This is a genomic window from Kitasatospora sp. NPDC127121 (genome assembly GCF_042677305.1).
In the GTDB taxonomy this organism is placed as follows: domain Bacteria; phylum Actinomycetota; class Actinomycetes; order Streptomycetales; family Streptomycetaceae; genus Kitasatospora.
Genome location: NZ_JBHXTQ010000028.1, coordinates 65,437 through 82,428, shown reverse-complemented (window position 1 = coordinate 82,428; position 16,992 = coordinate 65,437). Strand labels below are relative to the sequence as shown.

The window sequence follows — 16,992 nt, the reverse complement described above, 5'->3', positions numbered from 1 at the left end:
CGGTGGGTGATCAGGCGGTGAAGCGGGGGTCGTGGGCTTCGATGGCCTGGATGAAGGCGGTCCATTCGGCCTGGTCGAAGGCGAGGTGGGGGCGGCCGGGGTTCTTGTCGTCGCCGACCCAGACGTCACCGTTGTCGAAGCGCGCGATGATCACGCAGTCGCCGTTGTCGTCGCCGGAGAAGGGGGACTTGGTCCACTCGGCGCTGGCGGGGTTGTGGTCGTAGGGGTCGTGCCGGTCGGGCATCTTGGCCTCCCGGTGGGTGATCAGGCGGTGAAGCGGGGGTCGTGGGCTTCGATGGCCTGGATGAAGGCGGTCCATTCGGCCTGGTCGAAGGCGAGGTGGGGGCGGTTCGGGTTCTTGTCGTCGCCGACCCAGACGTCGCCGTTGTCGAAGCGCGCGATGATCACGCAGCTGCCGTTGGAGTCGCCGGAGAAGGGGGACTTGGTCCAGGCGGCGTTGGCGGGGTTGTGGTCGTAGGGGTCGTGGCGGTCGGGCATCTTGGCCTCCCGGTGGGTGGTCAGGCGGTGAAGCGGGGGTCGCGGGCTTCGATGGCCTGGACGAAAGCGGTCCACTCGGCCTGGTCGAAGGCGAGGTGGGGGCGATTCGGGTTCTTGTCGTCGCCGAGCCAGACGTCGCCGTTGGGGAAACGCGCGATAACCACGCAGTTGCCGTTACCTTCCCCGGAGAAGGGGGACTTGACCCACTCGGCGTTGGCGGGGTTGTGGTCGTAGGGGTCGTGCTTCTTGCTCACGTCAGCTCTTCCAACTTACGTTCAAGTGCGGTGATGGTGTCCTCGGGCGACAACGCGAATCGCTTGACGCGAGCGAAGACCCTCTCGGCACGCCGTACGTCGCGTCCCCGTCTGCGTGGGAGCATACCGCCGACGGCTTCGATGAATACGAAGCCATTTTCGAGGTCGCCGGGGAACCGCATGAGCGTGAGTCCGGAGTTGAGGACTCCAGGGCGTCCGGCACTCAGCGGCACCATCTGCAAGGTGACGTTCGGGTACTGAGCCACCTTGATCGCATGCCGGATCTGCTCGGTGAGTACCTGCTGATCGCCGGCGACCAGCAACGCGACCTCACCGAAGAACGCCTCGAAGGTGAGCAGAGGGTCTCTGGTCAGCCGGCGTTGGCGGAGAATGCGGACCTCGGCGCCCGCATCGACCTCCTCCTCGTTGGGTGCGTCCGTTCCGGCGGCGATCATCTCCTTGGCGTAGGCCTCGGTCTGGATGAGGCCAGGGAAGCCCGAGAAGAAGTAGTCCACCATGTGCGAAGCGTCGGCTTCGAGCGCGAGGTACTCCGCGAACGCGGGCGTGATGGCGTCGGCATAGTCGAGACTGCGCCACCACTGCTTCGGCGGGCCACCCCCGAGCAGGTTCTCGTAGTACTCGCGGTCGGCGCCGGTGACTCCGTAGCAGTCCAGAAGGGTCGCCAGATCGGCGGCTCCGACTGGCTGTTCGGCGCGCTCCATCTTGCTCAGACGAGCCGCGCTCCACCCTTTCAGTCCCTTCGTGACCTCGACCAGCTTCTTGTTCTGATCCACTCGCAGCGCGCGAAGCTCGTCGCCGAGTCTGATCTGCCTGATGGCGGAGAGGTCAGTGCTCAAGTGGGTTCCCTCCCTACGGATGTTGATGGTCAGTCTTGCTGCTGCGGGCGCCTCGACTCAAGCCGTTTCAAGATCCACCGATTTTCTAAGGCGTTCAGGTTGCCTTTTCGAATTCCGAGGCTCCACACTCACTGTGACCGCACGAACACGCCACTGAAGGTGTGGGGTGACTCATGTCCACCTTGCGTAACCCGGTCCTCCGAACCTGGGAGACCACCCTCACCGAGCACGAAACCTCGGTCCGTACCGCCCGCCGCCTGGTCCGTGACCAGCTCACTTCCTGGGGCTGGGTCGGTGACCCGGTCGACGACCTCGTCCTCATCGCCTCCGAGTTCGTGACCAATGCCGTCGTCCACGCCTGTCACGGCGACGGCGAAGTCCGGCTCTACCTCCAGGAGTTCGACGGCGGCTGCCGCCTCGAAGTCTGGGACCCCCGCAGTGACCTCCCGCTCCTGGAGCGGCGTCCGGGCCGTTTGAACGAGTGCGGCCGTGGGATCGAACTCGCCCGCCGGCTCGCCGTCGACTTCGGGGTGATCGCGCGGTGCGGCGCGGGCAAGCGCGTCTGGGCGCGCGTCCTCCGTACCGCGGACAGCAACGTTCCCTCGCCCGAAAGTTGAGCGTCATCAAGCTCGCCACCACGGCTGCGATCACCGCCGCCAGCCTCGCCCTCGCCTGCTTCGCCTCGAACCTCGTCCCGCCGCGCGAGCCGGCCACCGCCGACGTCGTCTGGTGGACCACCCTGGCCGCCGCCCTGATGACCGGCATCAACCGTCACAGCGACAACTCCGACGACGACAACGACTGAACCGAGGAGCCCCCCTCATGACGACCATGCACCCCGCCGCCATCGCCTTCCGCGACCCGGCGGCCCTCCGCGCCCGCTGCGACATCGGCAACGTCCGCAGAGTCCATGGTGAGCCCGACTACGAGAACGGAGCCGTCGTCCCCGCCGGCGACTGGGCCCCGCTCCCCGAGGAGCACCCCGAGCGCTACGCGCCGGGCCTCTTCACCAAGGACAGCGGCCTGGTCGAGTTCTTCCGCCTCCCCGGGACCGTCACCGACGTCCACACCGTCGCCGCGCTCGTCGGCCTCCTCGGTGATCCGCTGCACGTCGCCCTCGATCCGGCCGAGGACCCGCCCGGCGAGCTGGTCACCCACCGGTTGCCCGAGAGCGGCCTGTGCCTCGGCCTGCACGTCGACAACCACCAGAACCTGCCGTACCCGGACCGCGACACCGCCCGCCGCCGCCTCTGCGTCAACCTCGGCCCCGGCAGCCGCCACCTCCTGCTCGCGGACACCGACATCAAGTCCATCTGCCGTACCGTCCACGACCGTTACGAGACCCACTGCCCGCACACCGACGACCTGCGGATGTTCGTCGCCCTGCGCAGACCGCTCAAGGTGCTGCGGGTCCGCATCGACCCGGGCGAGGGCTGGCTCGCCCCGACCGCCGTGCTGCCGTACGACGAGTCGACGGAAGGTACGGAAGGTGCGGAAGGTCAGGCCCGGTGGTCCGCCACCGCGTCCTGGCTCGGCCACTGGGGGCGCGATCTCTTCGACCCGCTGATCTGATCGCGCGCCGATCACTCTCCGCACACACCCGATCGGCGGGGCGGGCGCGGGCCGTACCGTTGCGCACTTTGGAGCGCAGCAAATCTGAGGGGCGCGCAATGGGCGCCACGCGCCTTTGTTCGCGCCCCTTTACGGTCGAGAACCCTCGCCGACTCGGCCTCGACGATCCGGGGCTGCCAGTGCTGTGACCGGGATGGCCCACCGTGATCGGAAGGCGGCTCGCGGGACGAGCGCACGAGCAACGGCTGGTATTACTGGGGCATGCAGGAAGAGACGGCACGCTCCGCGATCGACACCTTCATCTCCGCGTTCAACGCCTCGGACGACAGCTATGTGACTGCCCTGCTCTCCCAGGCCCTGACCTCAGACGTGGTCTTCTGGGGGCCGTTGGGTCGCAGCGAAGGAATCGCGGCGGTCGAGCAGTTCGTGCTGGACATCCGGCACCACCCGGCGGGGACCGGCACGATGGCGCGCTGCTCGGCGGTGGACATGCCTGACGAGTGGGCCCGGTACCAGTGGGTCTTCACCACGCCGGACGGAGGCCCCCGCCTAGCGGGAACGGACGTCGTCCATCTGCGGCGGAGCCTCATCGACCAGGTCATCGTCTTTGCGGGGGAGATCGAGCCGTTCGCCTCCTGAGTCGTCCTTCTGTCGCTGTCCTTCTCGTGAACTTGTCCCTTTCGGCACTCCGGGGCTGCGGTTCGCGGTCGGTCAGGCGGTCACAGCACCAGCGACTATCTGACCGCGCGTTCGGGCAGGCTCGGGCGGACAGCCAGTGAAAGGGGCCGTGATGGCCGCAGTGCACGAATCCGTACTCGACGCGATCGGCGGGACGCCCCTGTTCCGCCTCGCCCGGCTCGGCGCCGGGCTGCCCGTGCCGATCTACGCCAAGGCCGAGTTCCTCAACATCGGCGGCAGCGTCAAGGACCGCGCCGCGCTGTCCATGGTGCTGGCCGCCGAGCGGGACGGCCTGCTGCGGCCGGGCGGGACGATCGTCGAGGCGACCTCCGGCAACACCGGCATCGGGCTGACCATCGTCGGGCGGCAGCGCGGCTACCGGGTGATCGCCGGGGTGTCCGACAAGTCGGCGCCCGAGAAGTCCGACATCCTGCGGGCGTACGGCGCCGAGGTGGTGCTCGCCCCGACGGCCGTGCCCGCCGAGGACCCGGCCCACCTGTTCAACGTCGTGCAGCGGCTGGTGGAGGAGATCCCCGGCGCCTGGCTCGCCAACCAGTACGACAACCTGGCCAATCCGGACGCCCATGTGCGCACCACCGGCCCCGAGATCTGGGAGCAGACCGGCGGCCGGGTCACCCACTTCGTCGCGGGCGTCGGCACCGGCGGGACCGTCACCGGCACCGGCGGGTACCTCCAGCAGGTGTCCGGCGGGTCCGTGACCGTCGTGGGCGCCGACCCGGAGTCCTCGATGTACGGGGGCGGGGACGGCAGCCCGTGGTTCGTCGAGAGCATCGGGCACTTCCTCCACCCCGGCACCGTCGAGGACCGCTGGCCGCAGGCCTACCGGTCGGAGGTGGTGGACGCCTTCGAGCGCATCCCCGACCGCGAGTCGCTGCTGACGGCCCGTCGGCTCGCCCGCGAGGAGGGCATCCTGGCCGGTCCTTCCTCGGGCACGGCGGTGGCGGCGGCGCTGCGGGTCGCGCGGCGGCTCGGGCCGGACGACCTGGTCGTGGTGCTGCTGCCGGACTCCGGGCGCTCGTACCTGTCCAAGGTGCACAGCGACGACTGGATGCGGCAGTGGGGCTTCCTGGAGGAGGAGCCGGAGTCGACGGGCGGCCTTCGGCCGCTGCTCGCCGGGGCCGGCCCGCTGGTCGCGGTCGACGCCGGTGCGACGGTCGGCGAGGCGTTGGAGGCGCTGCGCGCCGTGCCCGGCGGGGTGGCGCCGGTGGTGCTGGCGCGGGCGGCGAGGCCGTACGGGGTGAGCGCGACGGAGGTGGTCGGCTCGGTGTCGCGGGCGGTGCTGGCGGCGGCGATCGCGGACGGCGGCGCCAAGCCGGACGACCCGGTGGGTGGTTCGCCGGGTGGTCCGCTGGGCGCGCTGCTCGGGCCGGCGCTGCCGGCGGTGGGCGTCGGGCAGTCGCCGGCCGAGGCGCGGGCGGCGCTGGGGGGCGCGCACGAGGCCGTGTTGGTGCTGGTCGACGGGCGGGCGGTGGCGGTGCTGTCGCGGCCCCGGCTTGAGGGCGGGGCTTGAGGGCGGGGCCGGTTGGCGGGGCCGGTCGGCGGGCTCAGCGGGGCGTCGGCGGGGCCGGTCGGCGGGCTCAGCGGGGCGTCGGCGGGGCCAGGATGGCCGTGATCACCCGGTCCAGCGAGCGGTCGAAGGCGGCGTCCGGATCGGAGGGCGGTCCGGTCGTCGCGAACGCCTGGGCCAGGTGCGGGTATTCGCCGCTCATGGCGGCCCGGCTGAGGTAACCGACCAGCTCCGCCTGCCACTTGGCGCCCGCAGCCGCCGTCTGCTCGTACTGGGCGTACTGGCAGACGAAGCCGTTGAACAGGGCCATGGCCTCCATCCGGGCGCCGCCGCCCAGGCCGGTGGAGGCGGTGACGGCGAGGAAGTGGTCGGTGTAGCGCAGGGCGTTGGGGCCGATGCCCGGGCGGGCGAGCACCAGGGTCGGCAGCCAGGGGTGGCGGCGGAAGATGGCGAGTTGCTGGCGGGCGAGCGCCGCGAGGTCGGCGCGGACGTCGCCGCTCGGCGCGGCCGGCAGCTCGTACTCGGCGGTGACGGCGTCGAGCATGAGGTCGAGCAGGTGCTCCTTCTTCGGCACGTAGTTGTAGAGCGACATGGTGCCCGCCCCGAGGGCGGCCGCGACCCGGCGCATGGAGGCGGCGTCCAGGCCCTCCGCGTCGGCGATCTCGACGGCCGCGGCGGCGATGGACGTCCGGCTGTGGGCCGGTTTCGGCCCGCGGCCGGTGCGTTCGGGGCGTAGCCAGATCAGTTCGGGCGCCTCGGGGGTGGCCGGGCGCTCGCTGTTGCTGGGGGGTTCGTTGGACGGCACTGGGTGATCACCTCGCCCCCCATCTTAGATACGTACGACGTACGTAGTAGCATTTGGCTCGCGCTTCTACGTACGCTGTACCTAGAGAAGGGGCAGAGCCATGTCCGACACCGCCCGACCCGCCATCGAGATGGCAGGCGTGGAGAAACGATTCGGGACCACCGAGGCCCTCCGCGGCCTCGACCTCACCGTTCCCGCCGGCACCGTCTGCGGATTGCTCGGCCCCAACGGCGCCGGCAAGACCACCGCCGTCCGCGTCCTCGCCACCCTCGTCGCCCCCGACCGGGGCACCGCCCGCGTCGCCGGCCACGACGTCGCCCGCGCCGCCGAGGACGTCCGCCGGGCCATCGGCCTCGCCGGGCAGTACGCCGCCGTCGACGAGGGCATCACCGGGCGCGACAACCTCCACCTGTTTGGCCGGCTGCACCGCCTCGGCGCCCGCCGCGCCCGCGCCCGCGCCGACGAACTGCTCGAACGCTTCGACCTCACCGAGGCCGGCGACCGGCTCGTCCGCACCTACTCCGGCGGCATGCGCCGACGCCTCGACCTCATCGCCAGCCTGGTCACCAGCCCCCCGGTGCTCTTCCTCGACGAGCCCACCACCGGGCTCGACCCGCGCAGCCGCCAGGAAATCTGGAACACCGTCAAGGAGTTGGCCGCCGGCGGCACCACCGTGCTGCTCACCACCCAGTACCTGGAGGAGGCCGACCGGCTCGCCGACGACATCGTCGTCGTCGATCACGGCGCCGCCATCGCCACCGGCCCACCAGCCAGGCTCAAGGCCGCGATCGGCAGCCAGCTGTCCGTCACCCTCGCCGACCCGGCCCAACTCGCCGCCGCCGCCGTGGTGCTGTCCACCCTCTCGGGCGGCGACGCGCAGGTCGACGCGGCCGAACGGACCGTGACGGTACTGACCCAGCCCGGCGTGTCCGTCCTGCTGCCCTCGCTGGTACGGGAGTTGGACACCGTCGGGATCACCGCCGAGGACGCCGCCGTACGGGCCCCCTCGCTGGACGACGTGTTCCTCGCGCTCACCCGCGAATCCGCCGAAAACCTGAGGAGGGCCGCCTGATGGCCGCCGCGTACACCCCCGCGCCGATGTCGTCCCACCCCGCGCCGACACCGTCCCGCCCCGCGCCGAAACCGTCCCGACCCGCCCGGCTGGCCGTCGACACCTGGACGTCGATGCTCCGCATCCTCCTCAACTACCGCCACTCGCCCGGCCTGTTGGCCGCCTCGCTGGGCGTCCCGGTGATCATGGTGGTGGTCTTCGGGTACGTCTTCGGCAGCGCCATGCGGATCCCGGGCGGCGGCGACTACCGCGAGTTCCTGATGCCCGGCCTGTTCGCCATGGTCGCCACCAACGGCATCATGGTGACCATGGTCGGCGCCGCCCGCGACGTCGGCCGCGGCATCACCGACCGGCTGCGCTCCATGCCCGTCTCCCGCACCGGACTGCTGCTCGGGCAGACCCTCGCCGACCTGCTCGTCAGTCTCGTCGTCCTGACCCTCCTCGCGCTCGTCGGCCTCGCCGCCGGCTGGCGCGTCCGCGAGGGCGCCGGGGACGCGGCGGGCGCGTTCGCCCTGCTGCTGCTCTTCCGCTTCGTGATGACCTGGGTCGGCACCTGCCTCGGCCTGACCATCGGCAAGGAGGAGGCCGCCGGCCAACTCTCCGTCGCGGTATTCCCGATCGCGATGGTCACCAACGCGTACGTCCCCACCGGCGGCATGCCCGGGTGGCTGCGGGTCGTCGCCGACTGGAACCCGGTCAGCGCCGTCGTCCAGGCCTGCCGCGAACTCTTCGGCAACCCCTCCGCGGCCGGCGGCGCCTGGCCCATGCAGCACGCCGTCCTCGCCTCGCTGCTCTGGAGCGGGCTGCTGCTCGCGCTCTGTGTGCCGCTCGCCGTGCGGAAGTTCGCCACGCACGGGCGCTGAGGGGGGGCGGTCGGCTGGTCGTCAGCCTGCTCGTCCGTCCGCTCGTCTGTTTCGTCTGTTTCGTCTGACGGAATGTGCTGGACACCGCTGCCGGTACGGCCGAAGGTGGGCGCCATGGAGTACACCCACCTCGGCCGCACCGGCCTGACCGTCTCCCGACTCTGCCTGGGCACCATGAACTTCGGCCCCCACACCGAGGAGTCCGAGGCCCACCGCATCATGGACACCGCCCACGAGCGGGGCATCAACTTCTTCGACACCGCCAACGCCTACGGCCGCGACAGCGAGGGCAACCTCAGGGGCCGGACCGAGGAGATCATCGGCCGCTGGTTCGCCCAGGGCGGCGGCCGCCGCGAACGCACCGTCCTCGCCACCAAGGTGTACGGGCCGATGGGCGACTGGCCCAACGAGGGCAAGCTCTCCGCCCTCGGCATCCGCCGCGCCGTCGAGGCCAGCCTGCGGCGCCTGAACACCGACCACATCGACCTCTACCAGATGCACCACATCGACCGGGACACGCCCTGGGAGGAGATCTGGCAGGCGATGGAGGTCCTGGTCACCCAGGGCAAGATCATCTACGTCGGCTCCAGCAACTTCGCCGGCTGGCACCTCGCCCAGGCCCAGGAGGCCGCCCGCTCCCGCCACTTCCTCGGCCTGGTGAGCGAACAGTCCCTCTACAACCTCCTCGACCGCACCATCGAACTGGAGGTCATCCCCGCCCTCCAGCACTACGGCCTCGGCCTGCTGCCCTGGTCCCCGCTGCGCAGCGGCCTCCTCGGCGGCATCCTCCGCAAGGAACGCGAAGGCACCCGCGTCCGCGGCGCCCTGCCCCAGGCCGACGGACTCCTCGCCACCCACCGCGACCGCCTCCAGGCCTACGAGGACCTCGCCGCCGACCTCGGCACCGAACCCGCCGACCTCGGCCTCGCCTGGCTCCTCACCCGCCCCGCCGTCACCGCCCCCATCATCGGCCCCCGCACCCCCGCCCACCTCGACGCCGCCGTCGCCGCCCTCGACCTGAAGCTCGACCAGAAGACCCTCGACCGCCTCGACGAACTCTTCCCCGGCCACCAGCCCGCCCCGGAGGACTACGCCTGGTAGCCGCGCACGGGCGCCGGGAGGCCCACTGCCCCCCCGGCGCCCGCCCTGCGGCCGTCCCCGCGGCCGTCCCTGCGGTCAGACCAGGGCGCGGGCCCGCTGGTCCCACGTCTCGACCCGCGCCATGGCGGCGGTGACGAGGTCGAGTGCGGCCATGATGTCCTTGGCCGGGGCCCGCAGATCGCGGCTCACGTTGGTGAGCCACTCCATCATCGTCCGGAAGAGCCGGAGCGTCTCCAGGCCCTCGCGCGAGGCCTGGGACATGTCGATGAGCTGGTGCAGGAAGCTGTGGGTCTCCTGGGCCTCCCCGGTCTGCGGCAGCTGCTGGAACATGTCCAGCGAGGCGTGCACGGTCGCGTCGATGTTCGACATTCGGGCGGTAAATTCCTCGGCGCACACCTTGAGTTCGGCCGCCGGCCCGCCGAGGGCGGTGCCGAAGCGCCTGGTCGCCGCGAGCGTGGCGGACGGCGGCGCACCCTTCGCGGCGGCGCGTTTCATGTCAGGCCCGAACTCTTCGGCCAGGGCGGCGATGGCGTTCACCAGCCCGGTCATGGTCTCGATGCCCTCGGTCAGCAGGTCCATCTCGGACTCCACCGTGGCGAAGAGGTCGATCAGGCCGGGCGCGTCCTCCCCGTCCGCCCGCTGCTGCGCGGGCGGACCGGCCTCGGCCTCGTCCCGGGAGCGGAGGCCGAGCAGGATCCTGGCCGGGGTTAGCGGGGCGAACCCCTCCCGGATCCCCCGGTTCAGTGCCTCCTGCAACTCGTTGCGCGCGCTCACCAGTCCACTGCGCGACCGCTTGAACAGGATCGTCCGGATCGGCGAGATGTCGAACGGCAGCAGCCCGTGTTCGCCGATGTGGATGGTGAGGCGGCCGGTCGTGTGCCGAAGGCCGAGTTCGTACATCACATTGGCGTTCCCGCCCGTCACATCGGCGATGACGATGTCCGACTGCAGCACGTGGCGGCAGATCTGCTCGGTGATCTCCCCGGCCTGCTGGATCTGGTCCGCGCGCAGCGGCTGGATCCGGAAGGCGGCGCAGGCCGGGCCGATGACCTCCTCGAAGGTCTCCAGGGACGTCTCGTACGCCTGGCGGGCCGGACTGCCGACCTCGGCGTGCCGGTCCCCGATCGGGCCGATCACGAAGCAGGTCGGCAGCTGCGCCGGCGCCTTCGGGAGGGTTGCCTCCGGTCCGGACGGCTCCGGGCGGAGCGGCTCCGGGTGGGCGGTCGTGGTCATCGCGATCACGCGAGGTCCTTCCATTCGAGACCGGGCAGCGGCGGGGCGCTGACCCAGGGGGCCAGATCGGACGCGTAGACGGGGAGTTCCTCGATGCCCAGGGCGCTGAGCAGGCCGACGGTGGGCACCCGGTAGCGGTACCCGGTGCGGATGACGGGGCAGGGAAAGGCGTCGCGGTGGACGAGGTTGTAGGCGGTGGCCAGGCAGATACCGAACGCCCGGGCCGCCGTGCGCAGGTCGACGGACAGCGGGAGGTCGAACAACTCGGGGAAGGTCAGCGGGCCTTCGGCGGGGGCGATCACCGGCCGACCGCCGTCGAGCGGAGCGAGACCGACCCGAGCCGCGGGCCACGGTGCGGCCGGTGGGTCCGGTGGACCACCTCGCGCAGGCCGAGGTGGTCCGCGAGTTCACCGAGCCGCGCGCCCTCGACCGCCGAGCGCGAGGTGAGGCGCAGCGGCGCGGCCAGGCCGTCGGGCCGGTCCGGTCGAGAGATCGCCAGTTCCCAGAGGTCCTCGGTGGACGCGGCGGTGCGGGCGTCGGCCACGGCGACGATGTCCTCCACCGGCCGCCCGCCGGAGGCCGACCGGCGGGCGAACTCCCACCCCCGGCGGCCCGCCGCCCGGAGCAGGTCCGGCCCGACGTCGGGATCGTCCACCGAGACCTCGGCCAGCCGCTCGACGACCGCGAGCACGACCTCCGACTCGACGTCCCTCCGGTCCGCCCCCAGGCGGCCCGCCGCCTGGCGGGCCACCCGCCTGAGGTGCGGCAGCGTCAGCCAGACGACGGCCTCGACCCAGCCGGTGACCTCCGTCGAGCCGATGGCCGACGCCAGCGCGTCGTGCTGGCCCAGCGCGACGGCCCGATGCCACACCTCGCGGCGCAGCACCTCGTCCACCGGCCGCTCGTACAGTGCCGCCCGGGCCTGCGGCAGGTCGAGGTGGACGGTCTCCCCGCCGACCTCGACCGGCAGGACCTCCGGTCGCAGGTGGGCGGCGCTGGTCACCCGGGCGTGGATGACGTCGAGCAGGCTGTTGTACGTGATCAGAGCCATGGGTCGGTTCCTCCCGACGGACGGTGCGGATCGAGAATGGGCCAGATCTTCGAACTCAGACGGCGCAACGCGCTGAAGAGCCGCCGGAGCGAGCGGGGCGGATGGAACGAGGAGCTCTCCGGCAGGGCGAGGAGGTTCCCGGACGGGGTGGGGACGTACAGCCACGCCCGCCGGGCGAACGCCTTGCCGGGAACGGTCGCCAGGATGCTCTGGAACCGGTCCGGGTGCAGGCCGGAGTGCCGGGAGACGACCGCGTCCTCGTACACCCGGTCGGAGACGATCGCCACCAGGTGCGTCGTCTCCGGGCTGGCCCTGGCCAGAACGGCCTTGACCTCTCGGGAGTCGAGCAGCCGGTGCAGTTCGTTCCTCGCCGGCCCGTTCCCCTCGCCGGGCACGCCCTCGGGCGCGACGTGACCGGAGTGGACACTCACCCGCATCCGGAGCCGGACGCGGCCCGGATCGGCGTTGTGCTTGGCGAGTTGCTCGTCGAGGCGGTCGAGGAACGGGTGGACGACGTACCCCAGCAGCACGGGGTCGAAGCCGAACGCGAGCCCGTCGCCGGAGTTGGCGGGGAACCTCTTCGCGGTCCGGAGGCCGTCGAGGCCGGCCGCGGTGAGGGCGGCGTCGATGACGGGCTCAAGGTGGGCGCTGACCGGAGCGTGGACCGCGCCGGGCAGCTCGGTGAAGCCTTTCACGTCCACACAGAGCAGGCCGGAGAGCGGCGGCAGGGGCTGGCTGGAGTCGCCGGGAAGTGACGGGGGTTCGGACATGGCGGCCTCCTGGAACGTACGGTCCGGGCGCGTCGACCGGGCGGTCGAGCTGATGACCAGGAGTCTGCGGCCCGGCGGCGAAAATTAGGGGGCCGGAGGCCTCTTAACGATGTGGGGTGCGCCACAGGTTCATTCGTAGGCGATCCAAAGGCGCGGCAGGGTAGCACCCGATATGGGGAAGGTGTCCGGGTGTGCGGCAACTTGCCTGACGTGCAGCCTGATTGGGGTGCGGTGCCTCTAATCTCTCGCCATGACCTTGTGGGGAAATTCGACGGCGGAGCAGGCGTTCGGGCTGAATCGAACATTTCGAGATCACCTGTCCGACACCGATTGGGAGGGAATCCTCGGTTCCGCCAAAGTGAGGTGGATTCGGAAAGGCGAACAGTTGATGCGGCAGGGCGCCGAGGGTCACTCGGTGTCCTTCCTGAAGAAGGGCGCCGTCCGGATCGACCAGGACGGGAAGCTGATCGTCCTCCGGCACCCTGGCGACCTCCTCGGGGACATGGCCGTGTACGGCCGCCGGCCGCGGACGGCCACCGTGACGGCGTACACGGACTGCGAAGTGGTCACCCTCGGAGCGGAGCTGTTCAGGAGCCGCGCGTTCCAGGACGCGTACGGGGCGGCGATCTGGTCGTACGTCATCGGCCGACAGTTGGAGACCCAGGTCCTGTCGCGGTCCGGCGACAACGTGGCGCGGCTCGCGTGGCTCCTGGCGCCGCTGCTCGACAACGAGGAACTCGCGGTGAGCGGGCCCGACGGCGTTCACCTGCGGGTCGCTCAGAAGGACCTCGCGGACTGCTTGGCCATCGGCCCCAAACTGCTGCGGCAGCTCACGGCGCTGCCGCCGTTCGGCGCAATGCCGGAGGGGCGTCGCAAGCTGACCCTCGTGACGGACCCCGAGGGCCTGCTCGCGGCCGCCGCGCGGCTCGGGGGGCTGCCGTGAGCGGTGGACGGATGCTGTCACGTCGCGGCGATCAGGGCGGCGCCGGTCTCGAACACGTGGTGCCAGGCCTGGTCCAGGAGGTAGGCGCCGTTCATGCCGTGCTCGGCGAGGCGGACGAAGCCTCCCCGGCGGGTGAAGTCGGCTGCCCGGCGGAGGGGTTCGCGGCGGTCGGCGAGGTAGTGGGTGGCGGCGGACAGGGCGAGGGCGGCGAGGAGGCGGCGGGGTTTGGGGCGGAGGCCGAGGGCGCGGGTGCCGAGGAGGAGGGCGGCGGCCTGGGTGGCGGTGTAGGCGGCGACGTGTGCGGCGCAGGCACGGCGGCCGGCAGGGGTGGGCCGGCCCTTGGCGCCGGCCTGGTGGTCGGTCTGGATCCAGTGGTCGGCGAGGGTGGCGGAGGCGCGGAGGAGGGCGTAGGCGGCGGCGAAGGCGGCGGCGCGGGAGGCGGGTTGGGGGGTGGGGGCGGTCGGTGTGGGCGTGGGCATGGGTGTGGGCATGGGCGTGGGCATGGGGCTCCGATCGGTGGGGTGATGGTTTCCTGGTGGGGCGGCTTGCTGTGGTAGCAAGGCAGGCATGACGGAACGGCCTGGCGGGCGCAGCTCGTACCACCACGGATCGCTGCCGGAGGCGCTGGTCGCCGCGGCGTTCGAGCTGCTGGACGAGTACGGGCAGGAGAAGGTGAGCATGCGGGAGGTGGCGCGGCGGGCCGGGGTGTCGGCGGGGGCGCCGTTTCGCCACTTCGCGGACCGGCAGGCGTTGTTGACGGCGCTGGCGGACCGGGTGCTGGCGGACTTCGTACGGTGCCAGGAGGCCGAGGTGGCGGCGGTGGCGGCGGTGGATCCGGCCGGGGGGTCGGCCGGGGGGTCGGTGATGCGGGCGGTCGGGCTCGGGTTCGTCCGGTACGCGCTGCACCATCCGCACCGGTTCGACCTGGTGCGTTCGCGGGTGTTCGTGGCCTCGCGGGAGCCGGAGCTGCGGGATCAACTAGACGGCATGGACCGGGCGTTCACCGGTCTGATCGTGGCGGACCAGGAGGCGGGCCGGTTGCGTCCGGGGGATCCGGGGCTGATGGGGCTGGCCGGGCAGGCGCTGGTGTTCGGGCTGGCGCAGATGATCGTGGACGGCTACCTGCCGGGGGAGGAGGCGGAGGAGCTGGCCGGGAAGGTGCTCGACACCTTCGGTCAGGGAATCGCCAACCATCCTTCGCAGTAGCCGATTTGTGCGTGCGGCGAGCCTTGACCGGGTTTCCCGGCCCTGATGTAATCACCGATTACATGGGGTGCGGGAGGCCGAGATGTCCATGGGAACGACGTTCGTCCGATCGATGTTCGCCAAGCCGACGCCGGGCTACACCACCGCGGGCGCCACCGGCGACACCGTGGTGCTGCTGATCGGCATGCGGATCAACCGCTTCTGGGCCGTCCATCACTGGGGCCCGGTGATGTTCGCGATGTTCCGGATGCTGTACGAACTGGGGCGCAGCCCCGAACGCGGCCTGCGCGGGCGGATCCTGCTCACCGCCTCGCCGCGCACGTACTACGTCGTCCAGTACTGGGAGTCGAAGGAGAAGCTGTACGGCTACGCAAGCGCGCCGGACGGCTTCCACCACAGCGTCTGGGGCATCGTCAACCGTAAATTGCGGGAGGGGAAGGCCCGTCGGCACGTCGGGCTGTGGCACGAGACGTACGTGGTGCCGGAGGGCGGGTACGAGTCGATCTACTTCGACATGCCGTCGTTCGGTCTCGCGGGCGCCACCGGCTCCCTGCCGCTTGAGGCGCGTGGGCGCCGCGCGTCGCAGCGGCTGGCCTACCGGTCGGAGGGTTCGACGGAAGGCCTGAAGGAGGGCTCGGGGAACGGTCCGGGGGAGCGCGTGCCCGAGTAGGGGTGCTCACCGGGCGCTCAGGGAGTGTCGCGGGTCGGCCCGGGTGCCGCGGCGTGAGAGCGTCGGGGGATGGCGGAGGAGCAGGGCGGGATGTCGACGGGCGCGCCGAGAGGTGTACGGGCGGGCGCGCCGACCGGCGCATCGGCCGGAGCACACGCGGGCGCAGCGACGGGCGCACCGGCGGGCGGGCCGGTGGTGCACGAGGTGCCGTACCACGCGCAGTGGGAATCGGCCGAGTTGGTGCGGGTGATCATCGACGGACAGGTCGACGCGGCCGAGGACCCCCGGTGGGGGCAGTCCGGTGCGACCACCCCGGAGGAGTACGCGTGGTGGTCGTGGCGGCTGTGCGGGGTGGCCTGCCTGCGGATGGCACTCGACCACTGGTGGGGCCTGGCGCCCCCGGCGCTCACGCTGGCCGGGGAGTGCGTGGCGGCGGGGGCGTACGTCCGGGACGGCGAGAGCCTGCGCGGACTGATCCACACGCCGTTCGCCGACTACGTCCGGCGGCGGTGGGGACTGGCCGCGCAGGCGCGGGAGTTGGCGCCCGCGGAGCTGGCGGCCGAGGTGGCCGGCGGGCGGCTGGTGATGGTGTCGGTGCATCCCGCGATCCGGGAGCCGGCCGGTCCGGCGCCGGTGCGGCGGGGCGGACACCTGGTGCTGGTGGTGGGCGCCACGGACACGGCGGTGGTGATCCACAACCCGTCCGGATTCCCGGGAGAGTCGCAGTCCTTCGCGCACGTGCCGTGGCGGTCGTTCGAGCGCTTCTACGCCGGGCGGGGGATCGTCCTCGGCCCGCCGGGCACGGGTGGCGCCCGATCGGTTCCCGACCAGCAACCGGTCGGGAACTGACCGGCTGCTGATCGGGACCTCATGAGGGGCTGATCAAGGGTTGATCAGGGGCTGATCAGGGGCTGATCAGGGGTTGTCCGGCAGGCCGGCCGGGTTGACCGGGAGCTGGCTGCGACAGAGCGCCGATATCGGCTTCAACGCGGCGGCCAGTAGGTCGAGTTCGGCGCGCGGGTAGTCCTCCCAGACCCGCGCGGCGGCCAGGTCGGTGGCGGCCTCCAGGGACTGGTGCCGGATCCGGCCGAGTTCGGTCACCGAGCCCGCCGTGGTCAGCCAGCCCCGATCGACCAGGCGCGCCGCGGCCGCGTCCCACTCCTCGTCCGTCCAGCCGCGCATCGGCTGGAGCATCTCGCGCCGGACGTCCATCGCGCACCGGACCACCAGCGCCTCGCACCCGTCCAGTCCGGCCGCCACCAGGGCCGCCACGTGGCCGTCCCCGCGGTGCTCGCGCATCACCGTGGCGGCCTGCCACAGCCGTTCGTACAGGCCGGAGGGGCGGGGCAGCGCGGCATTGGCGGCGGCCAGCACCCGGCCGACGCAGTCGAGCCGGCCCGCGGCCCGCTCCAGGGCCTCCACCACCAGTTCGACCTGCGCCGGGTCCACGTGCTCCAGCAGCCGGGCCAGCGCCGCCGCCGAGCCCTTCAACCGGGCGGCCAGCGCCTCCTCCGGGCTCGCGTGCGTCCACACCTCCGGCAGCGCGCGCTCGACCATCGCCGGGGAGAAGCTGAAGAACGCGGCGATCACCGGCGGCGCGTCCACCGCGCCCAGCGGCGCCGACCGGCTGGCGAAGTAGCCGCGCCAGCCGCCGTGCAGCCCGGCCGCCTCGTAGGCCTCGCGGCTCTCGGGCAGGAAGTAGGTGACGGCGTGCACCGGTTCGAAGAGCCACCACAGTGCACGGGCGGGGTGGACGAGATCGGCCATCGAAGGACCTTCCTCGGAGAGGGGCGGGGCGAACCCGGCCGGACGGGGCGGCTCGGCGGGCGCCGACGGACCGGGCGCGCGCGGGCCGCTTCAGTGCTGATGACCACGGCGGCGGCCACGGTAA

At 71.9% G+C, this 16,992-nt stretch carries 23 protein-coding genes; 12 read left to right on the top strand and 11 right to left on the bottom strand.

Features of this window, described 5'->3' with window-relative positions; translation table 11 throughout:
* Positions 1 to 10: 10 nt before the first annotated feature.
* The 4 genes from ACFVHI_RS16685 to ACFVHI_RS16670 are packed head-to-tail and all read right to left on the bottom strand — an operon-like array spanning position 11 to position 1,609.
* On the bottom strand, positions 11 to 244 hold the full coding sequence (locus ACFVHI_RS16685; protein WP_380339855.1) for a DUF397 domain-containing protein: 234 nt from the start codon (positions 242 to 244) through the stop codon (positions 11 to 13).
* A gap of 20 nt (positions 245 to 264) precedes the next feature.
* The gene (locus ACFVHI_RS16680; protein WP_380339852.1) at positions 265 to 498 is read right to left on the bottom strand and encodes a DUF397 domain-containing protein; all 234 of its coding nucleotides are present in this window, start codon (positions 496 to 498) and stop codon (positions 265 to 267) included.
* Positions 499 to 518: 20 nt separating this feature from the next.
* A complete protein-coding gene (locus ACFVHI_RS16675; protein WP_380339849.1) occupies positions 519 to 752 on the bottom strand; it encodes a DUF397 domain-containing protein in 234 nt (77 codons plus the stop codon).
* Entirely contained in the window at positions 749 to 1,609 is an 861-nt protein-coding gene (locus tag ACFVHI_RS16670; RefSeq protein WP_363372665.1) for a helix-turn-helix transcriptional regulator, read from the bottom strand. Before ACFVHI_RS16670 ends, ACFVHI_RS16675 begins: the two co-directional genes overlap by 4 nt.
* Positions 1,610 to 1,782: 173 nt before the next feature.
* On the opposite strand from ACFVHI_RS16670, the gene ACFVHI_RS16665 reads away from it, so the two are divergent.
* The 5 genes from ACFVHI_RS16665 (at position 1,783) to ACFVHI_RS16645 (ending at position 5,390) form a co-directional block, all read left to right on the top strand.
* Positions 1,783 to 2,226 carry an ATP-binding protein gene (locus ACFVHI_RS16665; RefSeq protein ID WP_380339846.1) on the top strand — a complete coding sequence of 148 codons (444 nt, stop codon included), beginning with the start codon at positions 1,783 to 1,785 and terminating at the stop codon, positions 2,224 to 2,226.
* Complete coding sequence (locus ACFVHI_RS16660; RefSeq protein WP_380339843.1) at positions 2,223 to 2,414, top strand: hypothetical protein; 192 nt, start codon at positions 2,223 to 2,225, stop codon at positions 2,412 to 2,414. Before ACFVHI_RS16665 ends, ACFVHI_RS16660 begins: the two co-directional genes overlap by 4 nt.
* Before the next feature lie 17 nt (positions 2,415 to 2,431).
* The gene (locus ACFVHI_RS16655) at positions 2,432 to 3,181 is read left to right on the top strand and encodes a hypothetical protein (protein WP_380339840.1); all 750 of its coding nucleotides are present in this window, start codon (positions 2,432 to 2,434) and stop codon (positions 3,179 to 3,181) included.
* 261 nt (positions 3,182 to 3,442) lie between these two features.
* Complete coding sequence (locus ACFVHI_RS16650) at positions 3,443 to 3,820, top strand: hypothetical protein (RefSeq protein ID WP_063346728.1); 378 nt, start codon at positions 3,443 to 3,445, stop codon at positions 3,818 to 3,820.
* 151 nt (positions 3,821 to 3,971) lie between these two features.
* Positions 3,972 to 5,390, top strand: coding sequence for a pyridoxal-phosphate dependent enzyme (locus ACFVHI_RS16645; RefSeq protein ID WP_380339837.1), 1,419 nt, complete (start codon positions 3,972 to 3,974; stop codon positions 5,388 to 5,390).
* Positions 5,391 to 5,457: 67 nt separating this feature from the next.
* Here the strand turns inward: ACFVHI_RS16645 and ACFVHI_RS16640 are convergent, their stop codons facing one another.
* Positions 5,458 to 6,192, bottom strand: coding sequence for a TetR/AcrR family transcriptional regulator (locus ACFVHI_RS16640; RefSeq protein ID WP_380339834.1), 735 nt, complete (start codon positions 6,190 to 6,192; stop codon positions 5,458 to 5,460).
* Positions 6,193 to 6,292: 100 nt separating this feature from the next.
* Here ACFVHI_RS16640 and ACFVHI_RS16635 point away from each other — a divergent pair, with 100 nt between their 5' ends.
* The 3 genes from ACFVHI_RS16635 to ACFVHI_RS16625 all read left to right on the top strand — a co-directional run bounded on the left by ACFVHI_RS16635 (position 6,293) and on the right by ACFVHI_RS16625 (position 9,228).
* On the top strand, positions 6,293 to 7,264 hold the full coding sequence (locus ACFVHI_RS16635) for an ATP-binding cassette domain-containing protein (protein ID WP_380339831.1): 972 nt from the start codon (positions 6,293 to 6,295) through the stop codon (positions 7,262 to 7,264).
* Positions 7,264 to 8,127 (top strand): ABC transporter permease, encoded by an 864-nt coding sequence (locus ACFVHI_RS16630; RefSeq protein ID WP_380339828.1) that lies wholly within the window; start codon positions 7,264 to 7,266, stop codon positions 8,125 to 8,127. Before ACFVHI_RS16635 ends, ACFVHI_RS16630 begins: the two co-directional genes overlap by 1 nt.
* 114 nt (positions 8,128 to 8,241) lie before the next feature.
* A complete protein-coding gene (locus ACFVHI_RS16625) occupies positions 8,242 to 9,228 on the top strand; it encodes an aldo/keto reductase (protein ID WP_063346724.1) in 987 nt (328 codons plus the stop codon).
* Positions 9,229 to 9,303: 75 nt separating this feature from the next.
* On the opposite strand, the gene ACFVHI_RS16620 is transcribed toward ACFVHI_RS16625, so the two are convergent.
* From ACFVHI_RS16620 to ACFVHI_RS16605, 4 genes are read right to left on the bottom strand one after another with little or no spacing between them, the layout of a single operon-like run.
* Positions 9,304 to 10,470 carry a hypothetical protein gene (locus tag ACFVHI_RS16620; RefSeq protein ID WP_380339825.1) on the bottom strand — a complete coding sequence of 389 codons (1,167 nt, stop codon included), beginning with the start codon at positions 10,468 to 10,470 and terminating at the stop codon, positions 9,304 to 9,306.
* A complete protein-coding gene (locus tag ACFVHI_RS16615; protein ID WP_063346723.1) occupies positions 10,467 to 10,763 on the bottom strand; it encodes a hypothetical protein in 297 nt (98 codons plus the stop codon). The genes ACFVHI_RS16620 and ACFVHI_RS16615 overlap by 4 nt, the downstream gene beginning before the upstream one ends.
* Entirely contained in the window at positions 10,760 to 11,512 is a 753-nt protein-coding gene (locus tag ACFVHI_RS16610; RefSeq protein ID WP_380339822.1) for a hypothetical protein, read from the bottom strand. The genes ACFVHI_RS16615 and ACFVHI_RS16610 overlap by 4 nt, the downstream gene beginning before the upstream one ends.
* A complete protein-coding gene (locus ACFVHI_RS16605) occupies positions 11,503 to 12,282 on the bottom strand; it encodes a hypothetical protein (protein ID WP_380339819.1) in 780 nt (259 codons plus the stop codon). The genes ACFVHI_RS16610 and ACFVHI_RS16605 overlap by 10 nt, the downstream gene beginning before the upstream one ends.
* Positions 12,283 to 12,532: 250 nt before the next feature.
* Here ACFVHI_RS16605 and ACFVHI_RS16600 point away from each other — a divergent pair, with 250 nt between their 5' ends.
* Positions 12,533 to 13,225 (top strand): Crp/Fnr family transcriptional regulator, encoded by a 693-nt coding sequence (locus ACFVHI_RS16600; protein WP_380339817.1) that lies wholly within the window; start codon positions 12,533 to 12,535, stop codon positions 13,223 to 13,225.
* 17 nt (positions 13,226 to 13,242) lie between these two features.
* Here the strand turns inward: ACFVHI_RS16600 and ACFVHI_RS16595 are convergent, their stop codons facing one another.
* Positions 13,243 to 13,704, bottom strand: coding sequence for a hypothetical protein (locus ACFVHI_RS16595; RefSeq protein WP_380339814.1), 462 nt, complete (start codon positions 13,702 to 13,704; stop codon positions 13,243 to 13,245).
* An 88-nt stretch (positions 13,705 to 13,792) separates the two neighbouring features.
* On the opposite strand from ACFVHI_RS16595, the gene ACFVHI_RS16590 reads away from it, so the two are divergent.
* The 3 genes from ACFVHI_RS16590 to ACFVHI_RS16580 all read left to right on the top strand — a co-directional run bounded on the left by ACFVHI_RS16590 (position 13,793) and on the right by ACFVHI_RS16580 (position 15,950).
* Entirely contained in the window at positions 13,793 to 14,431 is a 639-nt protein-coding gene (locus ACFVHI_RS16590) for a TetR/AcrR family transcriptional regulator (protein ID WP_380339812.1), read from the top strand.
* Positions 14,432 to 14,543: 112 nt separating this feature from the next.
* Entirely contained in the window at positions 14,544 to 15,101 is a 558-nt protein-coding gene (locus ACFVHI_RS16585; RefSeq protein ID WP_380339875.1) for a DUF4188 domain-containing protein, read from the top strand.
* A gap of 69 nt (positions 15,102 to 15,170) precedes the next feature.
* Positions 15,171 to 15,950: a C39 family peptidase gene (locus ACFVHI_RS16580; protein ID WP_380339809.1), complete on the top strand. Its 780-nt coding sequence runs from the start codon at positions 15,171 to 15,173 to the stop codon at positions 15,948 to 15,950.
* A 66-nt stretch (positions 15,951 to 16,016) separates the two neighbouring features.
* Here the strand turns inward: ACFVHI_RS16580 and ACFVHI_RS16575 are convergent, their stop codons facing one another.
* Positions 16,017 to 16,868, bottom strand: a complete 852-nt coding sequence (locus ACFVHI_RS16575) for a hypothetical protein (protein WP_380339806.1) — start codon at positions 16,866 to 16,868, stop codon at positions 16,017 to 16,019.
* Positions 16,869 to 16,992 lie beyond the last annotated feature (124 nt).